At 30.4% G+C, this 20,361-nt stretch carries 19 protein-coding genes; 12 read left to right on the top strand and 7 right to left on the bottom strand.

Annotated features, from left to right (window positions below; genetic code table 11):
• The first annotated feature begins 187 nt into the window (after positions 1 to 187).
• The 8 genes from GN138_RS07385 to GN138_RS07350 all read left to right on the top strand — a co-directional run bounded on the left by GN138_RS07385 (position 188) and on the right by GN138_RS07350 (position 7,607).
• A complete protein-coding gene (locus GN138_RS07385) occupies positions 188 to 1,330 on the top strand; it encodes an ABC transporter substrate-binding protein (RefSeq protein WP_157363152.1) in 1,143 nt (380 codons plus the stop codon).
• 95 nt (positions 1,331 to 1,425) lie between these two features.
• The gene (locus GN138_RS07380; RefSeq protein WP_157363151.1) at positions 1,426 to 2,448 is read left to right on the top strand and encodes a FecCD family ABC transporter permease; all 1,023 of its coding nucleotides are present in this window, start codon (positions 1,426 to 1,428) and stop codon (positions 2,446 to 2,448) included.
• A gap of 3 nt (positions 2,449 to 2,451) precedes the next feature.
• Positions 2,452 to 3,060 (top strand): hypothetical protein, encoded by a 609-nt coding sequence (locus tag GN138_RS07375; protein WP_157363150.1) that lies wholly within the window; start codon positions 2,452 to 2,454, stop codon positions 3,058 to 3,060.
• Positions 3,061 to 3,529: 469 nt separating this feature from the next.
• Positions 3,530 to 4,162, top strand: a complete 633-nt coding sequence (locus GN138_RS07370) for a hypothetical protein (protein ID WP_157363149.1) — start codon at positions 3,530 to 3,532, stop codon at positions 4,160 to 4,162.
• Positions 4,162 to 4,956, top strand: a complete 795-nt coding sequence (locus tag GN138_RS07365; protein WP_317162714.1) for an ABC transporter ATP-binding protein — start codon at positions 4,162 to 4,164, stop codon at positions 4,954 to 4,956. Before GN138_RS07370 ends, GN138_RS07365 begins: the two co-directional genes overlap by 1 nt.
• 107 nt (positions 4,957 to 5,063) lie before the next feature.
• Entirely contained in the window at positions 5,064 to 6,455 is a 1,392-nt protein-coding gene (gene rmuC, locus GN138_RS07360) for a DNA recombination protein RmuC (protein ID WP_157363148.1), read from the top strand.
• A gap of 59 nt (positions 6,456 to 6,514) precedes the next feature.
• Positions 6,515 to 6,862, top strand: coding sequence for a 6-phosphogluconate dehydrogenase (locus tag GN138_RS07355; RefSeq protein ID WP_157363147.1), 348 nt, complete (start codon positions 6,515 to 6,517; stop codon positions 6,860 to 6,862).
• Positions 6,863 to 7,061: 199 nt separating this feature from the next.
• Positions 7,062 to 7,607 carry an acyl-CoA thioesterase gene (locus tag GN138_RS07350; protein ID WP_157363146.1) on the top strand — a complete coding sequence of 182 codons (546 nt, stop codon included), beginning with the start codon at positions 7,062 to 7,064 and terminating at the stop codon, positions 7,605 to 7,607.
• A gap of 147 nt (positions 7,608 to 7,754) precedes the next feature.
• Here the strand turns inward: GN138_RS07350 and GN138_RS07345 are convergent, their stop codons facing one another.
• From GN138_RS07345 to rpmH, 3 genes are all read right to left on the bottom strand, one after another.
• Complete coding sequence (locus GN138_RS07345; protein WP_157363145.1) at positions 7,755 to 8,132, bottom strand: T9SS type A sorting domain-containing protein; 378 nt, start codon at positions 8,130 to 8,132, stop codon at positions 7,755 to 7,757.
• Positions 8,133 to 8,226: 94 nt separating this feature from the next.
• Entirely contained in the window at positions 8,227 to 11,082 is a 2,856-nt protein-coding gene (carB, locus tag GN138_RS07340) for a carbamoyl-phosphate synthase large subunit (protein WP_157363144.1), read from the bottom strand.
• Positions 11,083 to 11,208: 126 nt separating this feature from the next.
• Complete coding sequence (gene rpmH, locus GN138_RS07335; RefSeq protein ID WP_115818167.1) at positions 11,209 to 11,370, bottom strand: 50S ribosomal protein L34; 162 nt, start codon at positions 11,368 to 11,370, stop codon at positions 11,209 to 11,211.
• A gap of 175 nt (positions 11,371 to 11,545) precedes the next feature.
• On the opposite strand from rpmH, the gene GN138_RS07330 reads away from it, so the two are divergent.
• Positions 11,546 to 12,124: a DUF2892 domain-containing protein gene (locus GN138_RS07330; RefSeq protein ID WP_157363143.1), complete on the top strand. Its 579-nt coding sequence runs from the start codon at positions 11,546 to 11,548 to the stop codon at positions 12,122 to 12,124.
• Positions 12,125 to 12,238: 114 nt separating this feature from the next.
• Here the strand turns inward: GN138_RS07330 and cls are convergent, their stop codons facing one another.
• From cls to GN138_RS07315, 3 genes are read right to left on the bottom strand one after another with little or no spacing between them, the layout of a single operon-like run.
• Positions 12,239 to 13,687, bottom strand: coding sequence for a cardiolipin synthase (gene cls, locus GN138_RS07325; RefSeq protein ID WP_317162713.1), 1,449 nt, complete (start codon positions 13,685 to 13,687; stop codon positions 12,239 to 12,241).
• Positions 13,688 to 13,690: 3 nt separating this feature from the next.
• A complete protein-coding gene (locus tag GN138_RS07320; RefSeq protein ID WP_157363142.1) occupies positions 13,691 to 14,644 on the bottom strand; it encodes a lytic transglycosylase domain-containing protein in 954 nt (317 codons plus the stop codon).
• A 58-nt stretch (positions 14,645 to 14,702) separates the two neighbouring features.
• Complete coding sequence (locus tag GN138_RS07315) at positions 14,703 to 15,365, bottom strand: alpha/beta hydrolase (protein WP_157363141.1); 663 nt, start codon at positions 15,363 to 15,365, stop codon at positions 14,703 to 14,705.
• A 159-nt stretch (positions 15,366 to 15,524) separates the two neighbouring features.
• On the opposite strand from GN138_RS07315, the gene GN138_RS07310 reads away from it, so the two are divergent.
• Positions 15,525 to 15,821 carry an N-acetyltransferase gene (locus GN138_RS07310; RefSeq protein ID WP_157363140.1) on the top strand — a complete coding sequence of 99 codons (297 nt, stop codon included), beginning with the start codon at positions 15,525 to 15,527 and terminating at the stop codon, positions 15,819 to 15,821.
• 63 nt (positions 15,822 to 15,884) lie between these two features.
• Here the strand turns inward: GN138_RS07310 and mtaB are convergent, their stop codons facing one another.
• Complete coding sequence (gene mtaB, locus GN138_RS07305) at positions 15,885 to 17,213, bottom strand: tRNA (N(6)-L-threonylcarbamoyladenosine(37)-C(2))-methylthiotransferase MtaB (protein WP_157363139.1); 1,329 nt, start codon at positions 17,211 to 17,213, stop codon at positions 15,885 to 15,887.
• A 144-nt stretch (positions 17,214 to 17,357) separates the two neighbouring features.
• On the opposite strand from mtaB, the gene GN138_RS07300 reads away from it, so the two are divergent.
• Together GN138_RS07300 and GN138_RS07295 are read left to right on the top strand one after the other, a co-directional pair.
• Entirely contained in the window at positions 17,358 to 18,509 is a 1,152-nt protein-coding gene (locus GN138_RS07300) for an ATP-binding cassette domain-containing protein (protein ID WP_157363138.1), read from the top strand.
• 12 nt (positions 18,510 to 18,521) lie between these two features.
• Positions 18,522 to 20,321 (top strand): hypothetical protein, encoded by a 1,800-nt coding sequence (locus GN138_RS07295; protein ID WP_157363137.1) that lies wholly within the window; start codon positions 18,522 to 18,524, stop codon positions 20,319 to 20,321.
• The last annotated feature ends 40 nt before the right edge of the window (positions 20,322 to 20,361 follow it).

Genomic DNA, 20,361 nt, shown 5'->3' with positions numbered 1-20,361 from the left:
ATTTCAAACCTGATTTTTGTCATTTTTTTTTATTCATCTTGTAAATAAGATAAATGAAGCCAATTAAAAAATGTGCAATGATTATTCCTGCAACGATATATAGTGTTAAATTTGAATCGTCTCTCATAGTCTAATTTTTACCAAAATTAATGAGAACTTTTTAATTTATAAGTTACAAATGTTACCTATGTCTTACTTTAGAATCTTATTCATCCTTATATTGTTTTGTTCATGTAAAAATGAAGCAAAAGTTAATACTCCAGAGTTAGAAACCACCAATTCGTTGACATTAAAATATGCTGAAGGGTTTGCCATTAAAACGTCTAACAGTAATAAAATTATTGAAATAACGAAAGCATGGCCAAAAGCAGAAAAAAAATTCACCTATTTATTATTATCTAAAGAACAAGCTGCAAAATCAACATATAACAAAGCAGATTACGATGGTGTTATCATTACACCTATTCAAAAAAGTGTAGTGACTTCTACGACACATATACCTGCATTAGAATTATTAGGAGTAGAAAAAACACTTGTAGGTTTCCCAGGGACGGATTATGTGTCTTCAGAAAAAACGAGAGCATTAATAGACAATAAATCGGTTAGAGAGCTCGGTAAAAATGAAGGCATTAACACAGAAGTATTATTAGAATTAAATCCAGATGTGGTTATTGGGTTTGGCGTTGATGGCGTTAACAAAACTTTTGAAACTATAAAAAAAGCTAACATTCCGGTTATTTACAATGGTGATTGGGCAGAAGCTTCGGCTTTAGCAAAAGCAGAATGGATAAAGTTATTTGGTGCACTCTTTAATAAAGAAAAAGTAGCTGATTCTATTTTTAGTACTATAGAAACCGAATATTTAGCAGCAAAAGAAATTGCTAAAAAAGCCAAATCTCAACCCACAATTTTAAGTGGTGCTATGGAAAAAGACGTTTGGTATTTACCTAATGGTTCTAGTCCTGAAGCACAATTTTTAAAAGATGCTAATGCCAACTATTTATGGAGCGCAACAACTGGTAACGGAAGTTTAGCTCTTAGTTTTGAAGTGGTTTTAAATAAGGCAAAAGCTGCAGACATATGGTTAAGCCCTTCCTATTACAGAAGTTTAGAGCAATTAGAAACAGCAAGCAAATTGTATACTAATTTTGATGCATTTAAAAATAAATCTATTTATTCATTCAGTAATAAAACAGGCACAACAGGTGGCGTTTTATATTACGAATTAGGAACCGCAAGACCAGATTTAGTATTAAAAGATTTAATTAAAATAGCACACCCAGAATTGTTATTAGATTACAAACCTTATTTTTTTGAGCAATTAAAATAATGTTATTTAAAATGCCACAAATAATTTTTATAGTTAGCCCATTTATTTTATAACATTAGGTTCTTTATGTCGGTTTAAATAACAATATAAAAAAAATGAAAACCAACTATACATATTCATTTATAACCTTAACAGTGGTTTTAATATTCTGTTTTATACTAAATATTAGTTTGGGTTCTATTAACATACCTTTTTCTGAGGTTATTAGTAGTGTTTTCAGTAGCTCGCAAAATGAAACTTACCAAATAATTATTACAGAATTTAGATTACCTAAGGCTATTACAGCTATTTTAGTAGGTTCTGGTTTGGGTATTGCAGGCTTATTGATGCAGACCTTATTTAGAAACGCATTAGCAGGACCATTTGTATTAGGTATTAGTTCTGGAGCAAGTTTAGGTGTTGCCATTGTTATTTTGGGTTCTAGCTTATTTGGTGGTTTATTTGCAACTGTTTTAATTAGTAAATGGAGCATTATAATAGCAGCAAGTTTAGGAAGTTTTCTTGTTTTAATGGCTGTTTTGGCAGTTTCTACTAAGGTAAGAGATACTATGGCTATACTAATTATAGGCTTAATGTTTGGCAGTATAACAGCAGCAGTTGTAAGTGTATTATCTTATTTTAGTTCTGCCGAACAACTGCAACAATACATTTTTTGGGGATTTGGTAGTTTAAGCAATCTATCTTGGGAAGAACTTTTTATCTTCACTGGTATATACAGTTTAGGTATTATTCTAAGCATTTTATCTATTAAAGGTCTTAATGCTTTTTTATTAGGTGATAATTACGCGAAAAGCTTGGGAATAAACCTTTTACAAAACAGATTTATTATTATTTTTGCGACCAGTTTAATCGCAGGAACCATTACCGCTTTTGCAGGTCCAATTGCATTTATAGGTTTGGCAATTCCGCATTTAACTCGGCAAATATTTAAAACCTCAAATCATAAAGTTTTATTACCTGCTGTATTTTTATTTGGAGCTATAATTATGTTAATCTGTGATAGCGTTGCACAAGTACCAAACAATGACTACACATTACCAATAAATGCTATTACAGCCCTAATTGGTGCTCCTATAGTTATTTGGTTATTAGTTAAAAAAGGTAAAATGTTGTTTTAAAATATGAATTTCAATACTACCATCAAATTATTAATTATTTGTACCTTCTTATTTTTGGGCTGTAAATCCATAGAATCAACACCAAAACTTAAATTTGTTTTTAATGAACAAGAGCAAGAAGACCTCCAAGTCCTTAAGGATTTTTTCCTTGATGATATTTTAGAACTTAATGAAAAAAACTTTCATTACGAATTTAAATCGAGAATTTTAAAATTAGATTCTATAGGCTATACTACAATAAAAAGAGACCTTGTCAATGAACGTCTTAATTCCATATCACCAGCTACTTTTAATCAGATTTGGGATTATAAGAGTGAAGCTCGAATTAGAAATAGTTTAGGCATCTATGAATATCTTGCACCAAAGAAAGGCGGAAAGTACTTGCGCTTTTTAGAAAAAAACACAAAATTTAATTCCCAAATTAATAAATATTATAACGAAACTACTCATTCTGGTGACTTTAGCCATACAGCAATGCTAAATTATATTAATAGTGAAACCATTGAATTTGATTTGCATAATCCCGATATCCTTATGGTATTTGCAATTCATTTTATTTCAATTTGTCGAGATAATAATTTAGGAACAACATCATTGTATGATGGTAGATAATCAAAGATACGTAGACAGTAATCTATATAAAAAAAGTTCTTCATTTTCTTTACTGTTAGCTAGATTTTAGTCTCACACCTTTTATTAATCTTAAAACACTGAATGTCTAAAAGTTAGACTGTAACCTCTTAAAAAACCTAGCATTATCTTTGTTATCAAGTACTTTCATCATTATATTCGCTACGCGTTTAATAGCAGTAATTGAAACCATTTATGCTCACCCTATAGCATTTATCTGTATTGCAATTCTGTAATTAACGTAGCTAATAGTTAAACCCTTAAACCCTAAAATATTATTGCCTTCTGTATTTTATATACGCTACAGTAATGTCGTTTACAACAATATTGCTGCATTTACTATAAGTAACAACACCCATAAAATTAAAGCCTTAACGTCTGCGATTAAAACTCTTTTAGTAATATAGCAACTTATAAAACGTTAGAAAATAATGTTTTTATTATGTAAAACATGAATACAAAAACTCCCCTAAGTTTTTGTAAGATTGGCACTGTTAAACCCTTAATTATCGGATTAACATTAACCATGTTAATGGGATGCAAGTCCTCTTACAAAACCACCACTGAACTTCAGTCTGTCTTCATAGAAGAAGAACTCAAAGAATTAGAAACTATGCGCTCCTTTTTTATAGAGGATATTATGCAACTAAATGATGACAACTTTCATTCTAAATTTAGGTCTGAAATGCGCAAATTAGAAGCCAATGGGTTTTCTACAGTAGAACCAAAAAAAATAGAAAACTTATTTAATTCTATGCCTAAAGAAACATTTAATGAAATTTGGAAACCTAAAACTCATGTACCTAGTAGACCAAACTCTGTATCTTATGAATATTTAGTACCTAATGAAAGTGGCAAATATTTGCAGTTTTTAGCAAAAAACACAAAACACAATTCCAGAATTAAAGATTATTACAATAAAGTCATTAAATCTGGCAACTTTAGTCATTTTTCAATGCTCAACTACTTAAACGATGATACACTAGATTTTGATTTATCTAATACTAACATTCAAATTGTATTAGCAATTCATTATATTAGTATTTGCCATGACAACAATATAACAAGCAACGCACTAAATTAGTGACTAAAACAAATAGCAATTTAATTTTACAAACCCATCAACTTTCCGTTGGTTACCGAACCAAAAAGGTTGAAACAACTATTGCTTCAAATATAAATTTACAGTTGCAAAGTGGACAACTCATTGGTTTAGTTGGTGCTAACGGCATAGGTAAATCTACCTTATTAAGAACACTTATAAAGGTTCAACCTAGCTTATCTGGTAAGATTCTGCTCAATAATAAAGACTTAAATTTCACTTCTAATTTAGAACTAGCCAAACAACTAAGCATTGTTTTAACGGAGCCTTTGTTGTCTAAAAATTTATCAGTTTTTGAATTAATTGCCTTAGGAAGACATCCTTACACCAATTGGGTAGGCAACTTATCTGATAAAGACCTTTCTGTAATTAATAATGCCATCGATTTAATTAATATTTCAGATTTAAAAGACAAAAAGTGTTACCAACTCAGTGATGGGCAATTGCAAAAAGTTATGATTGCACGTGCATTAGCACAAGATACGGCAATAATAATTTTAGATGAACCAACCTCACATTTAGATATGTATCATAAAGCATACATTTTAAAATTACTACAAAAGCTTACCAAAGAAACGGGTAAAACCATTCTATTTTCATCTCATGAGATTGATTTAGCTATACAACTATGCGACACTATGATTGTTATGCAAAAAGGCCATGTAGTTTATGACCAACCTTGTAATTTAATTAAAAATGGTGTTTTTGAAACTCTTTTTCCAAAAGATTTAATCGCTTTTGATAATTTAACAGGAAGTTTTAAAGTTTCAAAATAACAATTAATTTAAAAGTTACAACATAAGAAACTATAGACAATTATAGATGCTTCTCTTCGCACTAACCCACAAAACAATTACCTTTGATTAAATTTCTTTTTTTAATCATGAACGACACACTCATACTATTTATAGCTATTATTATTTCTGGTGCAATTGGTGCTTTAATTGGCTTAAAATTTGCGCAGCTAAAAAGCAAAAGTGATAAAAGTACACTTGAAGAACGCAATGCTAATTTACAGCAACAATTCAACGAATTCAAACAATTGTCTGAAGCCGAAAATAAAAAGCAAGACCAATATTTTAATCAGCAGTTACAAGCATTAAAAGAAAACATTACTAAAACAGAGTCCGAACGCGAAAACATTAGGAAAGAGAAAGATTTTTTAAGTACCGAATTATCTAGACGGAATACTGAATTAGAAAATTTACAACAGCAAAACCTAAAACGTGATGCAGAATTAGAGCAACAACAAATTCAACTAAGGAAAGATTTTGAATTAATGGCATCTAAAATTCTTGAAGAAAAATCAGAGAAATTCACACTTCAAAATAAAGAAAACATAAAAAGTATTCTCAATCCACTTGAAGAAAAAATAAAAACCTTTGAGAAAAAAGTAGATGATACACAAAAGGAAAGTATCAGTATGCATTCTGCATTAAAAGAGCAATTGTTAGGTTTAAAAGACCTTAATCAACAAATGACTAAAGAAGCTACAAATCTCACAAGAGCCTTAAAAGGCGATAGTAAAATGCAAGGGAATTGGGGCGAATTAGTCTTAGAACGTGTTTTAGAAAAATCGGGTTTAGAAAAGGACAGGGAATATTTTGTACAGCAAAGTTTTACTTTAGATGATGGCTCTAGGGTTTTACCAGATGTTGTTTTAAACTTACCAGGTAATAAGAAAATGATTATAGATTCTAAGGTATCTTTAACCGATTACGAACGTTTGGTTAATGCAGATGATGAGCAAGATAAAGCAACGTACCTTAAAGCACATGTTAATTCTATTAAAAGACATGTTGACCAACTCTCTGATAAGAACTATCAAGATTTATACGATATAGAATCGCCAGATTTTGTACTTCTATTTATACCAATAGAACCTGCTTTTGCCATAGTTGTTAATGAGGATAATTCAATTTACAACAAAGCATTTGAAAAAAATATTGTTATTGTAACACCTTCTACCCTTTTAGCCACATTACGTACTATTGATAGTATGTGGAATAATGAAAAACAACAACAAAACGCTATTGAAATTGCTAGACAAGCTGGTGCGCTTTATGATAAGTTTGAAGGTTTAGTTAAAGATTTAACAGGTGTTGGCAAGAAGATTGATGCCGCAAAATCCGATTATTCATCGGCTATGAACAAGTTAGTTGATGGACGAGGTAATTTAATAACTAGTGTAGAAAAACTGAAAAAAATGGGTGCTAAGGCTAAAAAAGCACTTCCGGAAGCCATTTTAAAACGTGCCGAAGAAGAAGACAATTAATAAATTAAAGTATAAAACAAATAAAATTGAAAGCGTAATACTATACAAACTATAATCTCATGAAATTTTTAATCAAATCAATTATTGTCCTTTTAATATTAGCTGCTGGTATATTCAGTTTTATGTATTTTGTTCACTACAGTGAAGGTGTGCGCGCAGGAAAACTAGTAAAATTTAGTAACAAAGGAGTTATATTTAAAACTTGGGAAGGCGAAATAAGTCAAGGGGTTTCTGATGCGCAGACATTTACTTTCTCTGTTGAAGATGGCGAAGAGCAAGCCATTAAAGACCTCAATAGATTACAGGGCAAATTTGTAAAACTTTATTACTTTGAACGCTATAAAACAATGTTTTGGCTCGGTGACACTAAATATTTTATTACTAAAGTTGAGGAAGAAAACGAATAACACATATTTACGTTATCAATTGTTTTAAAATACTCAATAGTAATTTTTAGTATTCTAATATTTATAATTATTAAAATCTTTTTTTAAATTAGAATATCTTAGAACTTACTAAAAATAGAGCTCAGATTAAGAATACGAAAAATAAATCCCTAATTTAGTACAATCAATATCTGACCTGGCTAAAACTAAAATATAACTCATGTATAAATACGCAAAAGACTCACAAATTACTATAACCCAATTAATGTTACCATCGCATTCTAATTTTAGTGGTAAAATACATGGTGGTCATATTTTAAATTTAATGGATCAAATTGCTTTTGCATGCGCATCAAAACACTGTAGAAATTATTGTGTTACGGCTTCTGTAAATAAGGTCGATTTTTTAAACCCAATTGAAGTAGGCGAATTAGTTACATTAAAAGCATCTGTTAATTATACTGGTAACACCTCAATGGTAATTGGGTTACGTGTTGAGTCTGAAAATGTACAAACTGGTGAAGTGAAGCATTGTAACTCTTCATATTTTACAATGGTTGCTAAAGGAGAAGATGGAAAAAATGCTAAAGTTCCTGGTTTAATTATAAACTCTAAACAAGGGGTTAGACGTTTTGCTAGAAGTATTGCAAGACAAGAACAATCTAGAAAAAGATCGTCTCGTTTTAATTCTTCTGATTTTAAATTAGAAGATCATATTGAATTAATTCAATCACAGAATGCTATGATTGAATTATTTGAATCTTAAATTTTTAGTGCATTTAATTTTTAAAACTTCCTTTACAAAATTTAAGCCATCTGAAAATAAATATTTATCAATGGCTTCAAATAAAAAAGCTGTTTCACCTGATTTTTATCAGAACTGAAACAGCTTTTCTTTATAAGCTTTAAACGTTTATTGCTTTACAAAACGTTTGGTTTGTGTGTCTTTATCACTAGATACTTTTACCAAATAAACACCAGTTTTCCAACGAGATACATCAACAGATGCCGTTAATTGTGTAATAGTACTTTTATGAATACGCTTTCCTAAAACATCATATACTTCTAGCGTCATATTTTGAGACGTCTTTGGTAACCTAATGTTTAATTTATCCTTAGATGGATTAGGCGTAATTATAAAACGACCATCTTGGAACAAATCTCCATCATTTTTAGAGAAAGTTTCTATGTTATTTTGTAAATCTATTCTACTAATAGTATCTAATGTTGCGTTTGCAAACATGATACCAAAAGTGAATATAGAAATAAGTCCGAGTAATAGTTTTTTCATATAATTTGGGTATTCTTATAGCTAAGTTAGTAAATATTAGGTAATAACACTTAATATTCATCGAAAACTGTGCCAATTATATGTTAAAATCTATTTATTTACTCAAATACATTTTTCTTCTTGCGTAAAGATCATAAAACTCATCGTCCTTTAAACTATCTATAAATAAGATACTTTCTCCTGTACTTTTCATTTCTGGTCCTAATTGCTTATTAACATTAGGGAATTTATTGAAAGAGAAAACTGGTTGTTTTATAGCATAACCTTCTAATTGAGGGTTAAAGTCAAAATCAGTTACCTTTTTATCTCCTAACATAACTTTAGTCGCATAATTTACATATGGTTCTTTATATGCTTTTGCAATAAATGGTACCGTTCTCGATGCTCTAGGATTGGCTTCTATAATGTATACCACTTCATCTTTAATCGCAAACTGAATATTAATTAAACCTACGGTATTCAATGCTCTTGCAATTTTATACGTATGATCTTTTATTTGTTGCATCACCAATTCTCCTAAATTAAAAGGCGGTAAAGTTGCATTACTATCACCAGAATGAATTCCGCAAGGTTCTATATGCTCCATAATACCAATGATATAAACATTACCTTCTGCATCACAAATGGCATCTGCTTCTGCCTCAATGGCACCATCTAAATAATGATCTAATAATAATTTATTACCAGGAATGGATTTTAGTAAATCAATAACATGAGATTCTAATTCTTGTTTGTTAATCACAATTTTCATTCCTTGACCACCTAATACATAAGAAGGTCTTACTAAAATTGGAAAATCTAAAACATCTGCAATTGCTAAAGCTTCATCTGCAGATTCTGCCACATCAAATTTTGGATAAGGAATGTTATTTTCTTTTAAAATATTTGAAAAACTTCCTCTATCCTCAGCTAAATCTAAAGATTTAAAGCTCGTTCCCATTATCTTAACACCCCATTTTTCTAACTTCTCAGCAAGCTTTAAAGCAGTTTGCCCTCCTAATTGCACAATAACGCCTTCTGGTTTTTCATGCTGAATAATATCGTAGATATGTTCCCAAAAAACTGGTTCAAAATATAATTTATCTGCAATATCAAAATCTGTAGAAACCGTTTCTGGATTACAGTTAATCATAATGGTCTCATAACCACATTCTGCAGCAGCTAATACACCGTGCACACAACAGTAATCAAACTCAATACCTTGACCAATTCTGTTTGGACCAGAACCTAATACAATGATTTTCTTTTTATCTGAAACAATACTTTCGTTTTGCACATACACATCACCATCTGCGGTTTCTACTTCACTTTCAAACGTAGAATAATAATATGGTGTTTGGGCTTTAAATTCCGCAGCACAGGTATCAACCAATTTAAATACACGGTTAATATTTAAGTCCATACGTTTTTTATGTACCTGACTTTCTAAACAACCTAGCATATGAGCAATTTGTCTATCACCATAACCTTTTTGCTTGGCTTCTAGTAATAGGTCGCGCTCAATAGTATCAATTGTAAATGTTGAAATTTCTTTTTGAAGTTGAAATAACTCTTCATACTGTTTTAAAAACCACATGTCAATTTTTGTGATTTCGTGAATACGACTTAACGGAATTCCAATAGCAATAGCATCATAAATAACAAACACTCTATCCCAACTTGCATAGGTTAGTTTCTCTATAATAGTATCGTAATCTTTATAACCTTTGCCGTCTGCACCTAAACCGTTACGTTTAATTTCTAATGATTGTGTGGCTTTATGAAGTGCTTCTTGGAAAGAACGACCAATAGACATTACCTCTCCTACAGCCTTCATTTGTAGCCCTAAAGTTCTGTCTGAACCTTCAAATTTATCGAAATTCCAACGTGGAATTTTAACCACAACGTAATCTAAAGTAGGCTCAAATAAAGCAGATGTAGATTTTGTAATTTGGTTATCTAATTCATCTAAGGTATAACCAATGGCTAATTTGGCAGCAATTTTTGCAATAGGATAACCTGTTGCTTTACTTGCTAATGCCGATGAGCGCGATACTCTTGGGTTAATTTCAATAGCAATAATTTCTTCTTCATTATCTGGACTTACAGCGAATTGCACGTTACATCCACCAGCAAAATCACCAATACTGCGCATCATGTGAATGGCCATATCTCTCATTTTCTGATATGTTTTATCAGACAATGTCATGGCTGGAGCTAATGTTATGGAATCACCTGTATGAATTCCCATTGGATCCATATTTTCTATAGTACAGATAATAACAACGTTATCGTTTTTATCTCTTAATAACTCCAGCTCGTATTCTTTCCAACCTATTAAGGCTTTATCAATCATTACCTCATGTATAGGAGACACTTCTAAACCATGGGTTAATTTTTTATCAAAATCATCTTCTTTAAAAACAAATGATGCACCTGCTCCACCTAAAGTATAAGATGCTCTAATAACTAAAGGAAAGCCAAACTCTTGAGCAATTTCTTTACCTTTTAAATAGGATGTTGCTGTGGCTTGTGGTGCCATGCCAACACCAATTTTCAACATTAATTCTCTAAATTTCTCTCTATCTTCTGTAATATTAATAGCATCAATATCTACTCCTATAATATCTACGTCAAAATCTTCCCAAATACCTTTTTCATCAGCTTCAATACAAAGATTTAATGCCGTTTGTCCACCCATTGTTGGCAATACTGCATCAATTTGTGGATGTTCTTTTAAAATTTGTATTAAGGATTTTGTAGTTAATGGCAATAAATAAACGTGATCTGCCATTGTTGGGTCTGTCATAATTGTAGCAGGATTAGAATTGATAAGAATAGTTTCAATTCCATCTTCTCTTAATGACCGTAATGCCTGAGAACCAGAGTAATCAAATTCACAAGCTTGACCTATAACAATAGGACCAGAACCAATAAGTAGTATAGATTTTATGTTTTTATTTTTTGGCATGAGAAAATATGTTTTGTGATATGATAAAATTTAAATTATTTAGCGTTGCAAAAATAAGTATCAATTAGATACAAAAAAAGGCGTTACACCTAAGTAACGCCCTAATATATTAACAATTGTTAATCATTATTTTTTATGTCTTGATTCAGTTGAAACAGACAATTTCTTTCTTCCTTTAGCTCTTCTACGTGCTAAAACTTTTCTTCCGTTAACAGAAGCCATTCTTTCTCTAAAACCATGTTTGTTTCTTCTCTTTCTTTTAGACGGTTGAAATGTTCTTTTCGGCATGACTTATATTTTTAAAAACTAATTTATCTTTATTTAATATGAGAGCTATCTCAAAAACTGGGTGCAAATATACAACAACTTTTTATTTTAGCAAGTGACTAAATAAAAATATTTTATGAGATTTTAACTTCATCGTTTTTATTACCTTTGCAGTCCTTAAAAAATACAATTAAACATGTTCAATAAAAATATAAAACTTGTTATTGCTGCTTTAATCATTGGTTTTGGCATCTATCAATTTACAGAAGGATATATTGGCAATGGTATTATGTATATATTATTGTCTACTATTTTTATTTTCCTTTATTTTAAAAATGAAATGATTCTCTTAGCATTCTTAAAACTAAGAAAGCAAGATTTTGTTGGCGCCAAAAAATGGTTAGATAAAATTAAAAATCCGGAAGGCGCTTTAGTAAAGAAACAACAAGGATATTTGAACTACCTTAATGGTATTATGGTATCTCAAACTAACATGAACGAAGCTGAAGGCTACTTTAAAAAAGCTATTAATCTTGGTTTATCTATGGATCACGATTTAGCTATGGCAAAATTAAATTTAGCAGGTATTGCTTTTTCTAAACGTAGAAAAAACGAAGCAAAAAAACTATTAGCAGAAGCTGAAAAGTTAGATAAAAGAGATATGCTTGCCGATCAAATAAAAATGATGAAGCAACAAATGAAAAAGGCAGTTATACCTAAACAACATTATGGGCAACCCACTTCTGCGAGACAAAATCGTAGAAGTAGAAGATAATTTTATTATTGAATATATAAAAAGGCTTAAGCATTATTTTGATTAAGCCTTTTTTTTTATTCCATTGTAACTACACAGATCATGCTCCCTTTATATTACATTTAACACTTAAATTTAAAGTAAAGGAGCCATTAAACGTGCCAATGCTTCTATTAATTTTGTACGTTTAGCACGGTTTTGCCAGGACTCCAAATGGAGCTGACAACAGTCTTTTAAATCATCATTAAAAAACTGAGTTAACTCACTGCTAATTTTTTTATTATACACTAAAGCATTCACTTCAAAATTAATATTGAAACTTCTGTAGTCCATATTGGTAGTGCCAATAGTACTAAATACACCATCTACGACCATAGTTTTAGCGTGAATAAACCCTTTGGTATATTGGTAAACCTCTACACCTGCTTCTAATAATAATTGTAAATATGAATTGGTAGCATACTCAGCAATCCAAGAATCTGATTTTTTAGGTATAATAATTTTTACGGTAATATTACTTCTAGATGCAACTTGAAGTGCAGTTACGATTTCACCATTAGGTATAAAATATGGTGTTGTTATGTATATGTGATCTTCTGCATTAGTAATAGCAACAAAAATAGCTTCCATTATATTAGACCAATCTGTATCTGGGCCACTTGCTGCTAATTGTAAGGGTACATTCTCCACACAATTATGCTCTGGAAAATAAGCATTTGAGATTTCAGTTTGTCCCTTACTAACAAAATCCCAAGTAGTAAAAAATAGAATTTGTAATTGTTTTACAGTCTCTCCTACAACTCTTATATGTGTATCTCTCCAATAACGTGTATTATTGGCATTTACATAATTATCTGAAATATTAATACCACCTACATAACCTATCTTACCATCTATAACTACAATTTTTCTGTGATCTCTGTAATTCATCTGACCTGTAAACTTGCCAAACAATACTGGCATAAAAGAATTCATTTCTATACCTGCTTCCTTAATTTGGCGTTTCATTTTAGAGGAAATAGAGCTCCCTACATCATCTATGGAGATTCTAATTTCTAAGCCGTCTATAGATTTTTCGCACAATAGATTAAGTAATTCTGAACCTATTTTATCATCTTTAATTACAAAATATTCTAAATGAATATGATGTTTTGCTTCCTTAATATCCTTAAAAAGAAGCTTAAACTTTTCATCTCCATTTTTTATGAGTTTTACGTCATTATTTATAGTTAGTTTGGATTTTTCGTTATTATAAAGCAGAGGAATTAGTTTGGATTTTTGATCTAGTAAATCATCTACCTTATCTATAGTCTTATGGTCTAATTCTAACTTTTCTTGTATCTTTTTTACAACCGATTGATTTAAAACATTTTTTCTACTAAAGATTTTTGTCTTTCTATATTCTTGACCAAATAAATAATACACAATTAAACCAATAAAAGGTAAAGCTAGTAAACCTATAATATAACTGAGTGCTTTAGTTGGGTTTACTTTTTTTAATAAAATAGTTACAACTGCAGATAATGCTATAATATAATTAAGCAGTATAAGAATTTGCCAGATATGGTTTCTTACATAATCCACTAATTAGGGCTTAACACTATAAAACCCTTCTTTTGGGATTTCTATAAAATAAGATTTACGCGATTTATTATTAAGATGTGGCTCTCTCAACCAAGGATTGTGCAATTTTAAAATTTTATAATTAATACCAAATCGTTTTGCAAATTGAGAAAAATCTGCGACAGCGGTATCTACCTCTACCTTATAAGTTGGTACTTTTTTATACAAATGAGATGAATTAAAATTAAATCCATATTTATCTGGATGCGAAAGAATTTCCTTTAAAGCAACTATTCTAAACACATAACGACCGGTTTCTTCTCCTAAAAGCAAATCATAGTAACCAGTTACTCCTTGTTCTTTTAAACGTTTGGCAATACCATAATTGCCAGCATTATATGCCGCTGCAGCCTTGGTCCAAGTTCCTAAACTGGCTTTTGCTTTTTTTAAATAATCACAGGCAACCTGGGTTGCTTTTTCTATATTATAGCGTTCGTCTACATTTTTATTGACCTCTAATCCATTTTCGCGTCCGGTAGTAGACATTATTTGCCAAACACCTGTTGCACCTGCTGGAGATTTTGCCGTTTGTACCAAGCCACTCTCTATTACTGCTAAATATTTAAAATCATCTGGCACACCGTTTTCAGCTAAAATAGGTTCAATTATAGGAAAATATTTTTGTGCTCGTTTAAACATTAATAGACCATTAGATTGCCAGTAGGTATTAACCAGTAACTCGCGATCCATACGCTCAAAAATATCTGGATTTTCTACTGGCACAGGTTCTCCTGCAAAGTTTAAGTCTTCTGGCATCTCTAAAGCATAGACATTATAATCGTTTACAATTGGGTCTTCTTTACCAATATTATAGTCCGATGGAATTTTTTGGTCTGGTGATTTTTGCATTGAGAAAATTAAAATGCCAGATACACAGACCACTCCTACTAACGCTAAACTATTCTTTATAAATTTCATATTCTTTTTCTTTTTTTCTAATATTATAAATGTAATCAATCTCTAAACAAGATTAAAATCACAATTCAATAAGTTTTGGTAAATTTTCGTTAAACCATTTATATTTATTAATAATCATAATGTGTGTTCCACCTTTAATAACAATACAATTACCAACGCACGAATGTGGAAAAACAGCATCATTATCTCCATGGATATAAACCGCATCTGGATGTGCCTCTTCTTGATCCCAACACACCACTTGTTTAATGGCCCAATCTAAATAAGTTTTATCGTTCACTGAAAGGTACTTTTTATACAAATCTACACGTTTCTTTATAGTTTCTCCAAAAGCATATTTAGCTAATACGTCTATATTACTAACTATTTGCGTAGGCAGAATATTATAGGCTTTGGTAACTTTTAATAATTTTAAACGTTTAGGCAACTCGTTATGAGATTTTACACTTGATACTACAATGAGTTTCTTAACCTTTATAAGTTTACTCATTTCTTGTACTAAAATACCTCCAAAAGACACACCTAAAAGCACAACATTACTATATTTAATAAAATTACACATACGTTGAGCATACTCTAATAATGTTTCGTTTTTATTAGGAATTTGCCACTCTAACCAATGTATTTTATAAGAATCCTCAGGCAACTTAATATACTCAAAGATAGAGGGATTAGCCGCCATTCCTGGCATTAAATAAACATGAGTTAATTGGTTTTTCATAGGTTAAAAACTATTTAAATGGGACGCATTAATGCTTTACAATTTAAGGTTTTAACATCAATAAATGCAAAATTCTGTGAATTTTTGTACCTTTGCATCGCAAAACTATAGCGATATAGTCTCCACTACACCAACCTCTAATTTAAAATTTAAGAAATTATGACAAAAACAGATGAGTTAATTGACAATGAATTTCTAAGACAATTTGAATTAAATGTTGAAAAAGAAATGGCGATTATAGAATATTCTTTACAAGAACGAAAAATATTCTTAACTAAAATGATTATTCCTGAAGCTATACGAACTGAAGCCTTTGAAAAAGACTTTATAGATTTGGTCTTTAGCAACATAAAGGACCGTAATATCAGTGTTGTACCAACGAGTCCTGAAATTGCAAAATTTGTAAGACGAAACAGAAAATATAAACGAATGCTACCAGTTGGAATTCGTATATAACTAGAAAAAGATTGAATTAAAAAATGCGAAGCTTATTAAGTTTCGGATTTTTTTTGTTTTTATTTAAACCGTCACTGTTTCTAAAAAGTTAAATCTTACCATACCATCTTCATCAATTTCTGTAAGATTTACACGGTGAAGTGTATTCACTAATTCTGGATTCCACGGTGTTTTTACTTTTACATAATTCTCTGTAAATCCGTGTATGTAGCCTTCTTTATTTTCACCTTCAAACAAAACAGTTCTATTTGTGTTCAATTGTGTTTCATAAAAAGCTCTTCGTTTTTTAGCAGATAATCCTCTAAGCATTTTACTACGTTTTGCTCTTACATTTTTATAAACAGCACCTTCCATGTCTGCAGCTTCAGTATTGTCGCGCTCAGAATAGGTAAACACATGTAAATAAGAAATATCTAATTCACTCAAAAAATTATAAGTCTCTAAAAACAACTCGTCTGTTTCACCAGGAAACCCAACAATAACGTCTACACCAATGCAAGCGTGTGGCATTACTTCTTTAATTTTAGCAACACGGTCTACATATAATTCTTTCATGTAACGACGTTTCATCTTTTTTAAGATATCGTTACTTCCGCTTTGTAATGGCACATGAAAATGAGGTACAAAGGCTCTCGATTTAGAGACTAAATCAATTGTTTCATTTTTTAGTAAATTGGGTTCAATTGAAGAAATTCTAAGACGTTCTATACCTTCTACTTTATCGAGTTCAGTTACTAAATCTAAAAACGTATGTTCATGCTTTTTATTTCCAAATTCTCCTTTGCCGTAATCACCAATATTTACACCAGTGAGCACAATTTCTTTAATGCCTTGCTCTGAAATTTCAGCAGCATTCTTTAAAACATTAGTCATAGTATCACTGCGAGAAATACCTCTGGCTAAAGGTATGGTGCAGTAGGTACATTTATAATCGCATCCATCTTGTACTTTTAAAAACGCTCTTGTTCTGTCTCCTATAGAATAGCTACCAACATAAAAATCGGCTTCTTCTATTTCGCAAGAGTGTACTTCGCCAAAATCGTTTTTAGACAAATCATTTAAATAATCTGTAATTTTAAATTTCTCTGTAGCACCTAAAACCAAATCTACACCATTAACATCGGCTAATTCTTCTGGCTTTAATTGCGCATAACAACCAATTGCTGCAACAAAAGCCTCTGGATTATTTTTTTGTGCTTGTTTAACTATACTCTTAAACCGTTTATCCGCATTCTCGGTAACAGAACATGTATTTATAACATAAATGTCTGCTTTTTCCTTAAAGTCTACACGACTAAAACCTTCTTCTGTAAAACCTCTGGCTATAGTAGAAGTTTCAGAAAAATTAAGTTTACAACCTAATGTATAAAATGCGACTTTTTTTTGTTCCATGTTTTATTATTTCAAACTTGGTTCAGGGTTTTTAATAAATTATATTTACTTAATACTATATTAGAGTGCGCAAATTTACGTAATTGTTAGTGGTCTTGCAATCTATTGAAGTTCTCTAACGTTAAAATTAATAAACTGTATAAAATGTCTAAAGCTGAAGCTAGAATAGAAGAGGTCATTTCTTTTTATAAAAATAAAGATACTGTACTTGGCTATCGTAAATTAATGGATTGTGTTATAGATACACAAGACCTAAATCTTTATAGACAAATAATTGATTTAACCGACTGGAAAGAAAAACATCCCAAAAACGAGACTGAATTTATTGAAAAATCTCTAGCTATTTTAGAACTGGTTTCAAAAATTCCAATTACAGAGTATAACACAAATAATCCTGTAGTTATTGGTAGTGGATTAACTAAAAGTTACGGTATTAATCGTTTTCAATTAGGGCCAATTTCGGTTGAAATTAATAAAAGTCAGGTTTATGGTTTGGTTGGCGAAAATGGAAACGGAAAAACAACTTTACTCAGAATCTTAGCTAAAGAGTTAAAATATAATGAAGGTAATTTAGAATTTAAATTTGATAATAACTATAACACAAATTACGACTTACGGACTAATCTAGTATACATTCCGCAACGTACACAAAAATGGTATGGTAGCTTAAAGGATAATTTAAAATTTGTGCTATCAAGCTATGGAATATCACCAGAAGAAAACGAAACTAGAGTTTTAATGATGATTGCTCGTTTTGGCTTATGGAACTACAAACATTTAAAATGGAATGAATTATCATCTGGTTATAAAATGCGTTTTGAACTTGCAAGAACATTACTAAGACAACCCGAACTTTTGTTATTAGATGAACCATTAGCAAATTTAGATGTTTTGGCGCAACAAGTGATTTTAGAAGACTTAAAATCTATGTGTAACTCTATTAATAACCCAATTGCATTAATTCTAAGTTCTCAACAACTCTACGAAGTAGAAAAAATTTCTGATAAAGTTATTTATCTTAAAGACGGAAAATACAAAGACAATAAAACGGAAAACAAAGTTGAAGAAAATCAATTAATTGTTGAAATTGATTGCAACGAAGAACGCGAAAAATTACTTTCTGTTTTTATAGATTTACACTTAGTCAAACTAATATACAATGGAGGAATCTATATCGCATATTTTCAAAATAGCACCAACTTTTCAGCTGTATTAGAAACATTAGGAAAACATAAAATCGAGGTTACCTATACTAGAAATATTACCGCTTCAACGAGACGCTTTTTTGTATCTTAATCACAATTTTCAATGAAAAAATTTATATATAAAACCAATCAATATTTACTAGAACGCTATCCAACCATTTGGAATACGCGCTTAGTTTGGATGTTACTTAGTGCACTGTTACTCCATTTACTATTTTTTGTGGTTGGGTTTCTGTCTTTAACTAATCCGGAATTATTGCATGAGTATAATACAAAAGACATTTTTTTTAAAAATGGCGCTGTGTATTTTACCACAATGGTTTCTATTTTACTATTGGTAGGTTGGTTAATTTACATGTTTAAAAACAATGGATTTAAGAATTTTTATCCAACATCAAATTCAAAATTATTTGGGCAATTTATTAGCTATATTCTTATTATTTATAGTTGTAGCACATTCTTTCTTTCTTATAATTACGGGATTAAGACTTACATTTCCGTAACCTATCCAGATAAACAAGTCAATAAAGAAATTGAAATTGCTAATGATGTTGCCATGTTCTTTTCAGAAAGCGTCAATGATTTCACTATTGATAATCGTAAATACCCACAGCTATTTTTTGATTTGTATTGTGAAACTACGGACGAGTTTATTGACCAAAACTTACCATATGAAAAATTCTCAGGTGTTTCTTACCAATTTTATACGTTAGATACAATGATAATTCAAACTATTGACAGACATAAATATGTGCCTAACGAATATGATGAGGATACCACACTTGTAATTCCTGTTTTTTCTAAAGTAAAAGATACTAGCACTATATTGTATTTTAAAGACTCTGTAGTAAATATTAAACCACATATAAAGACTATAAAACCAAGTTTTTACAATGCCTCTTCAACATTCTTTATTTCTAAAAACGATACACTAGACGATAGTATTTTTCAGAATAAAATAAACAATTCATATACATATAATGAATATGACAATGGTTATTATAATAATGAACAATTTTCAATTAGAGATTTTTACAGAAATAAAAGAAATACTGAACTTTTAAACCGAAAAGACAAAGCAGAATTTAATGTACTTTTTGAGGACTTTATAAAATTCTCTAAAACCTATAAAATTCCACATAATATATCTGCAAAAGAATGGGTAGATTTAGTTTATCACCCAGGAAATTTTGAAGTCAAACACTTTATAAGAACGGAACCTATAGATGACTTTGTTTTTGAAAATACCGCTATCTCAGAAGAACGAACAAAATTTGAGCAATTTTATTTTGAACGGATTACAGACTTTTACTATGATAATAACGCATTAGAAAATGTATTTGAAAATATTGAAGATATAAAAGCTTCAACACCATTTTTAGACAGCATTCATTTCTTTATATGGTTTGCATTCTTCATTGCAAGTATCATTTTTATGTTTAGAACTACTGGATTAAAACCCTTACTATTCTCTATAATTTCCACAGGTGTTTTAGCATTAACAGTAGCATTATTAGGAACGTTTTTATCGTTTATAATTGTATCAAATGGTGATATCATAGGCTACTTTATTATGTATTTCTTATTGATGTTAGGAGCAATAATCATGTTAATATCAATAGTATATTCTGATAAGGTGCATAAAACAATTGCTGGTGTTTGTGTTAACTTGTCTATAATAGGTTTTCCATTATATCTTTTGCTGATTACCGGATTAATTACAACACATCAAGAAGATGCGTGTAGAGATCGTGCAGATTATTACGAATCTGGTTATCATTGTGATACTTTATTTGATTGGCTAGGTTTTAATTGGAGTTTTGTGTATTTCATTGCAGCTTTAGTATTTTTATTCTTTTTTACCAAAGCAATTAAAAAATGGAAATCTCTACCTGAAGGATAATTATGAATCTACCTTATAACTTTTTCTATTCGTTGAACCT

Source organism: Winogradskyella endarachnes (assembly GCF_009741275.1).
Lineage (GTDB): Bacteria > Bacteroidota > Bacteroidia > Flavobacteriales > Flavobacteriaceae > Winogradskyella > Winogradskyella endarachnes.
Note: the sequence above shows the minus strand (reverse complement) of the source record. Positions and strands in the feature narration are given on the sequence as shown.

What these genes read in the sequence shown, in the direction of transcription:
- GN138_RS07310 (WP_157363140.1), top strand. Translation starts at nt 15,525, where the DNA reads ATGACAAAAACAGATGAGTTAATTGACAATGAATTTCTAAGACAATTT.
- rpmH (WP_115818167.1), bottom strand. Translation starts at nt 11,370, where the DNA reads ATGCCGAAAAGAACATTTCAACCGTCTAAAAGAAAGAGAAGAAACAAA.
- GN138_RS07370 (WP_157363149.1), top strand. Translation starts at nt 3,530, where the DNA reads ATGAATACAAAAACTCCCCTAAGTTTTTGTAAGATTGGCACTGTTAAA.
- GN138_RS07320 (WP_157363142.1), bottom strand. Translation starts at nt 14,644, where the DNA reads ATGAAATTTATAAAGAATAGTTTAGCGTTAGTAGGAGTGGTCTGTGTA.
- GN138_RS07355 (WP_157363147.1), top strand. Translation starts at nt 6,515, where the DNA reads ATGAAATTTTTAATCAAATCAATTATTGTCCTTTTAATATTAGCTGCT.
- carB (WP_157363144.1), bottom strand. Translation starts at nt 11,082, where the DNA reads ATGCCAAAAAATAAAAACATAAAATCTATACTACTTATTGGTTCTGGT.
- GN138_RS07380 (WP_157363151.1), top strand. Translation starts at nt 1,426, where the DNA reads ATGAAAACCAACTATACATATTCATTTATAACCTTAACAGTGGTTTTA.
- mtaB (WP_157363139.1), bottom strand. Translation starts at nt 17,213, where the DNA reads ATGGAACAAAAAAAAGTCGCATTTTATACATTAGGTTGTAAACTTAAT.
- GN138_RS07385 (WP_157363152.1), top strand. Translation starts at nt 188, where the DNA reads ATGTCTTACTTTAGAATCTTATTCATCCTTATATTGTTTTGTTCATGT.
- rmuC (WP_157363148.1), top strand. Translation starts at nt 5,064, where the DNA reads ATGAACGACACACTCATACTATTTATAGCTATTATTATTTCTGGTGCA.
- GN138_RS07295 (WP_157363137.1), top strand. Translation starts at nt 18,522, where the DNA reads ATGAAAAAATTTATATATAAAACCAATCAATATTTACTAGAACGCTAT.
- GN138_RS07300 (WP_157363138.1), top strand. Translation starts at nt 17,358, where the DNA reads ATGTCTAAAGCTGAAGCTAGAATAGAAGAGGTCATTTCTTTTTATAAA.
- GN138_RS07350 (WP_157363146.1), top strand. Translation starts at nt 7,062, where the DNA reads ATGTATAAATACGCAAAAGACTCACAAATTACTATAACCCAATTAATG.
- GN138_RS07330 (WP_157363143.1), top strand. Translation starts at nt 11,546, where the DNA reads ATGTTCAATAAAAATATAAAACTTGTTATTGCTGCTTTAATCATTGGT.
- GN138_RS07375 (WP_157363150.1), top strand. Translation starts at nt 2,452, where the DNA reads ATGAATTTCAATACTACCATCAAATTATTAATTATTTGTACCTTCTTA.
- GN138_RS07315 (WP_157363141.1), bottom strand. Translation starts at nt 15,365, where the DNA reads ATGAAAAACCAATTAACTCATGTTTATTTAATGCCAGGAATGGCGGCT.
- GN138_RS07345 (WP_157363145.1), bottom strand. Translation starts at nt 8,132, where the DNA reads ATGAAAAAACTATTACTCGGACTTATTTCTATATTCACTTTTGGTATC.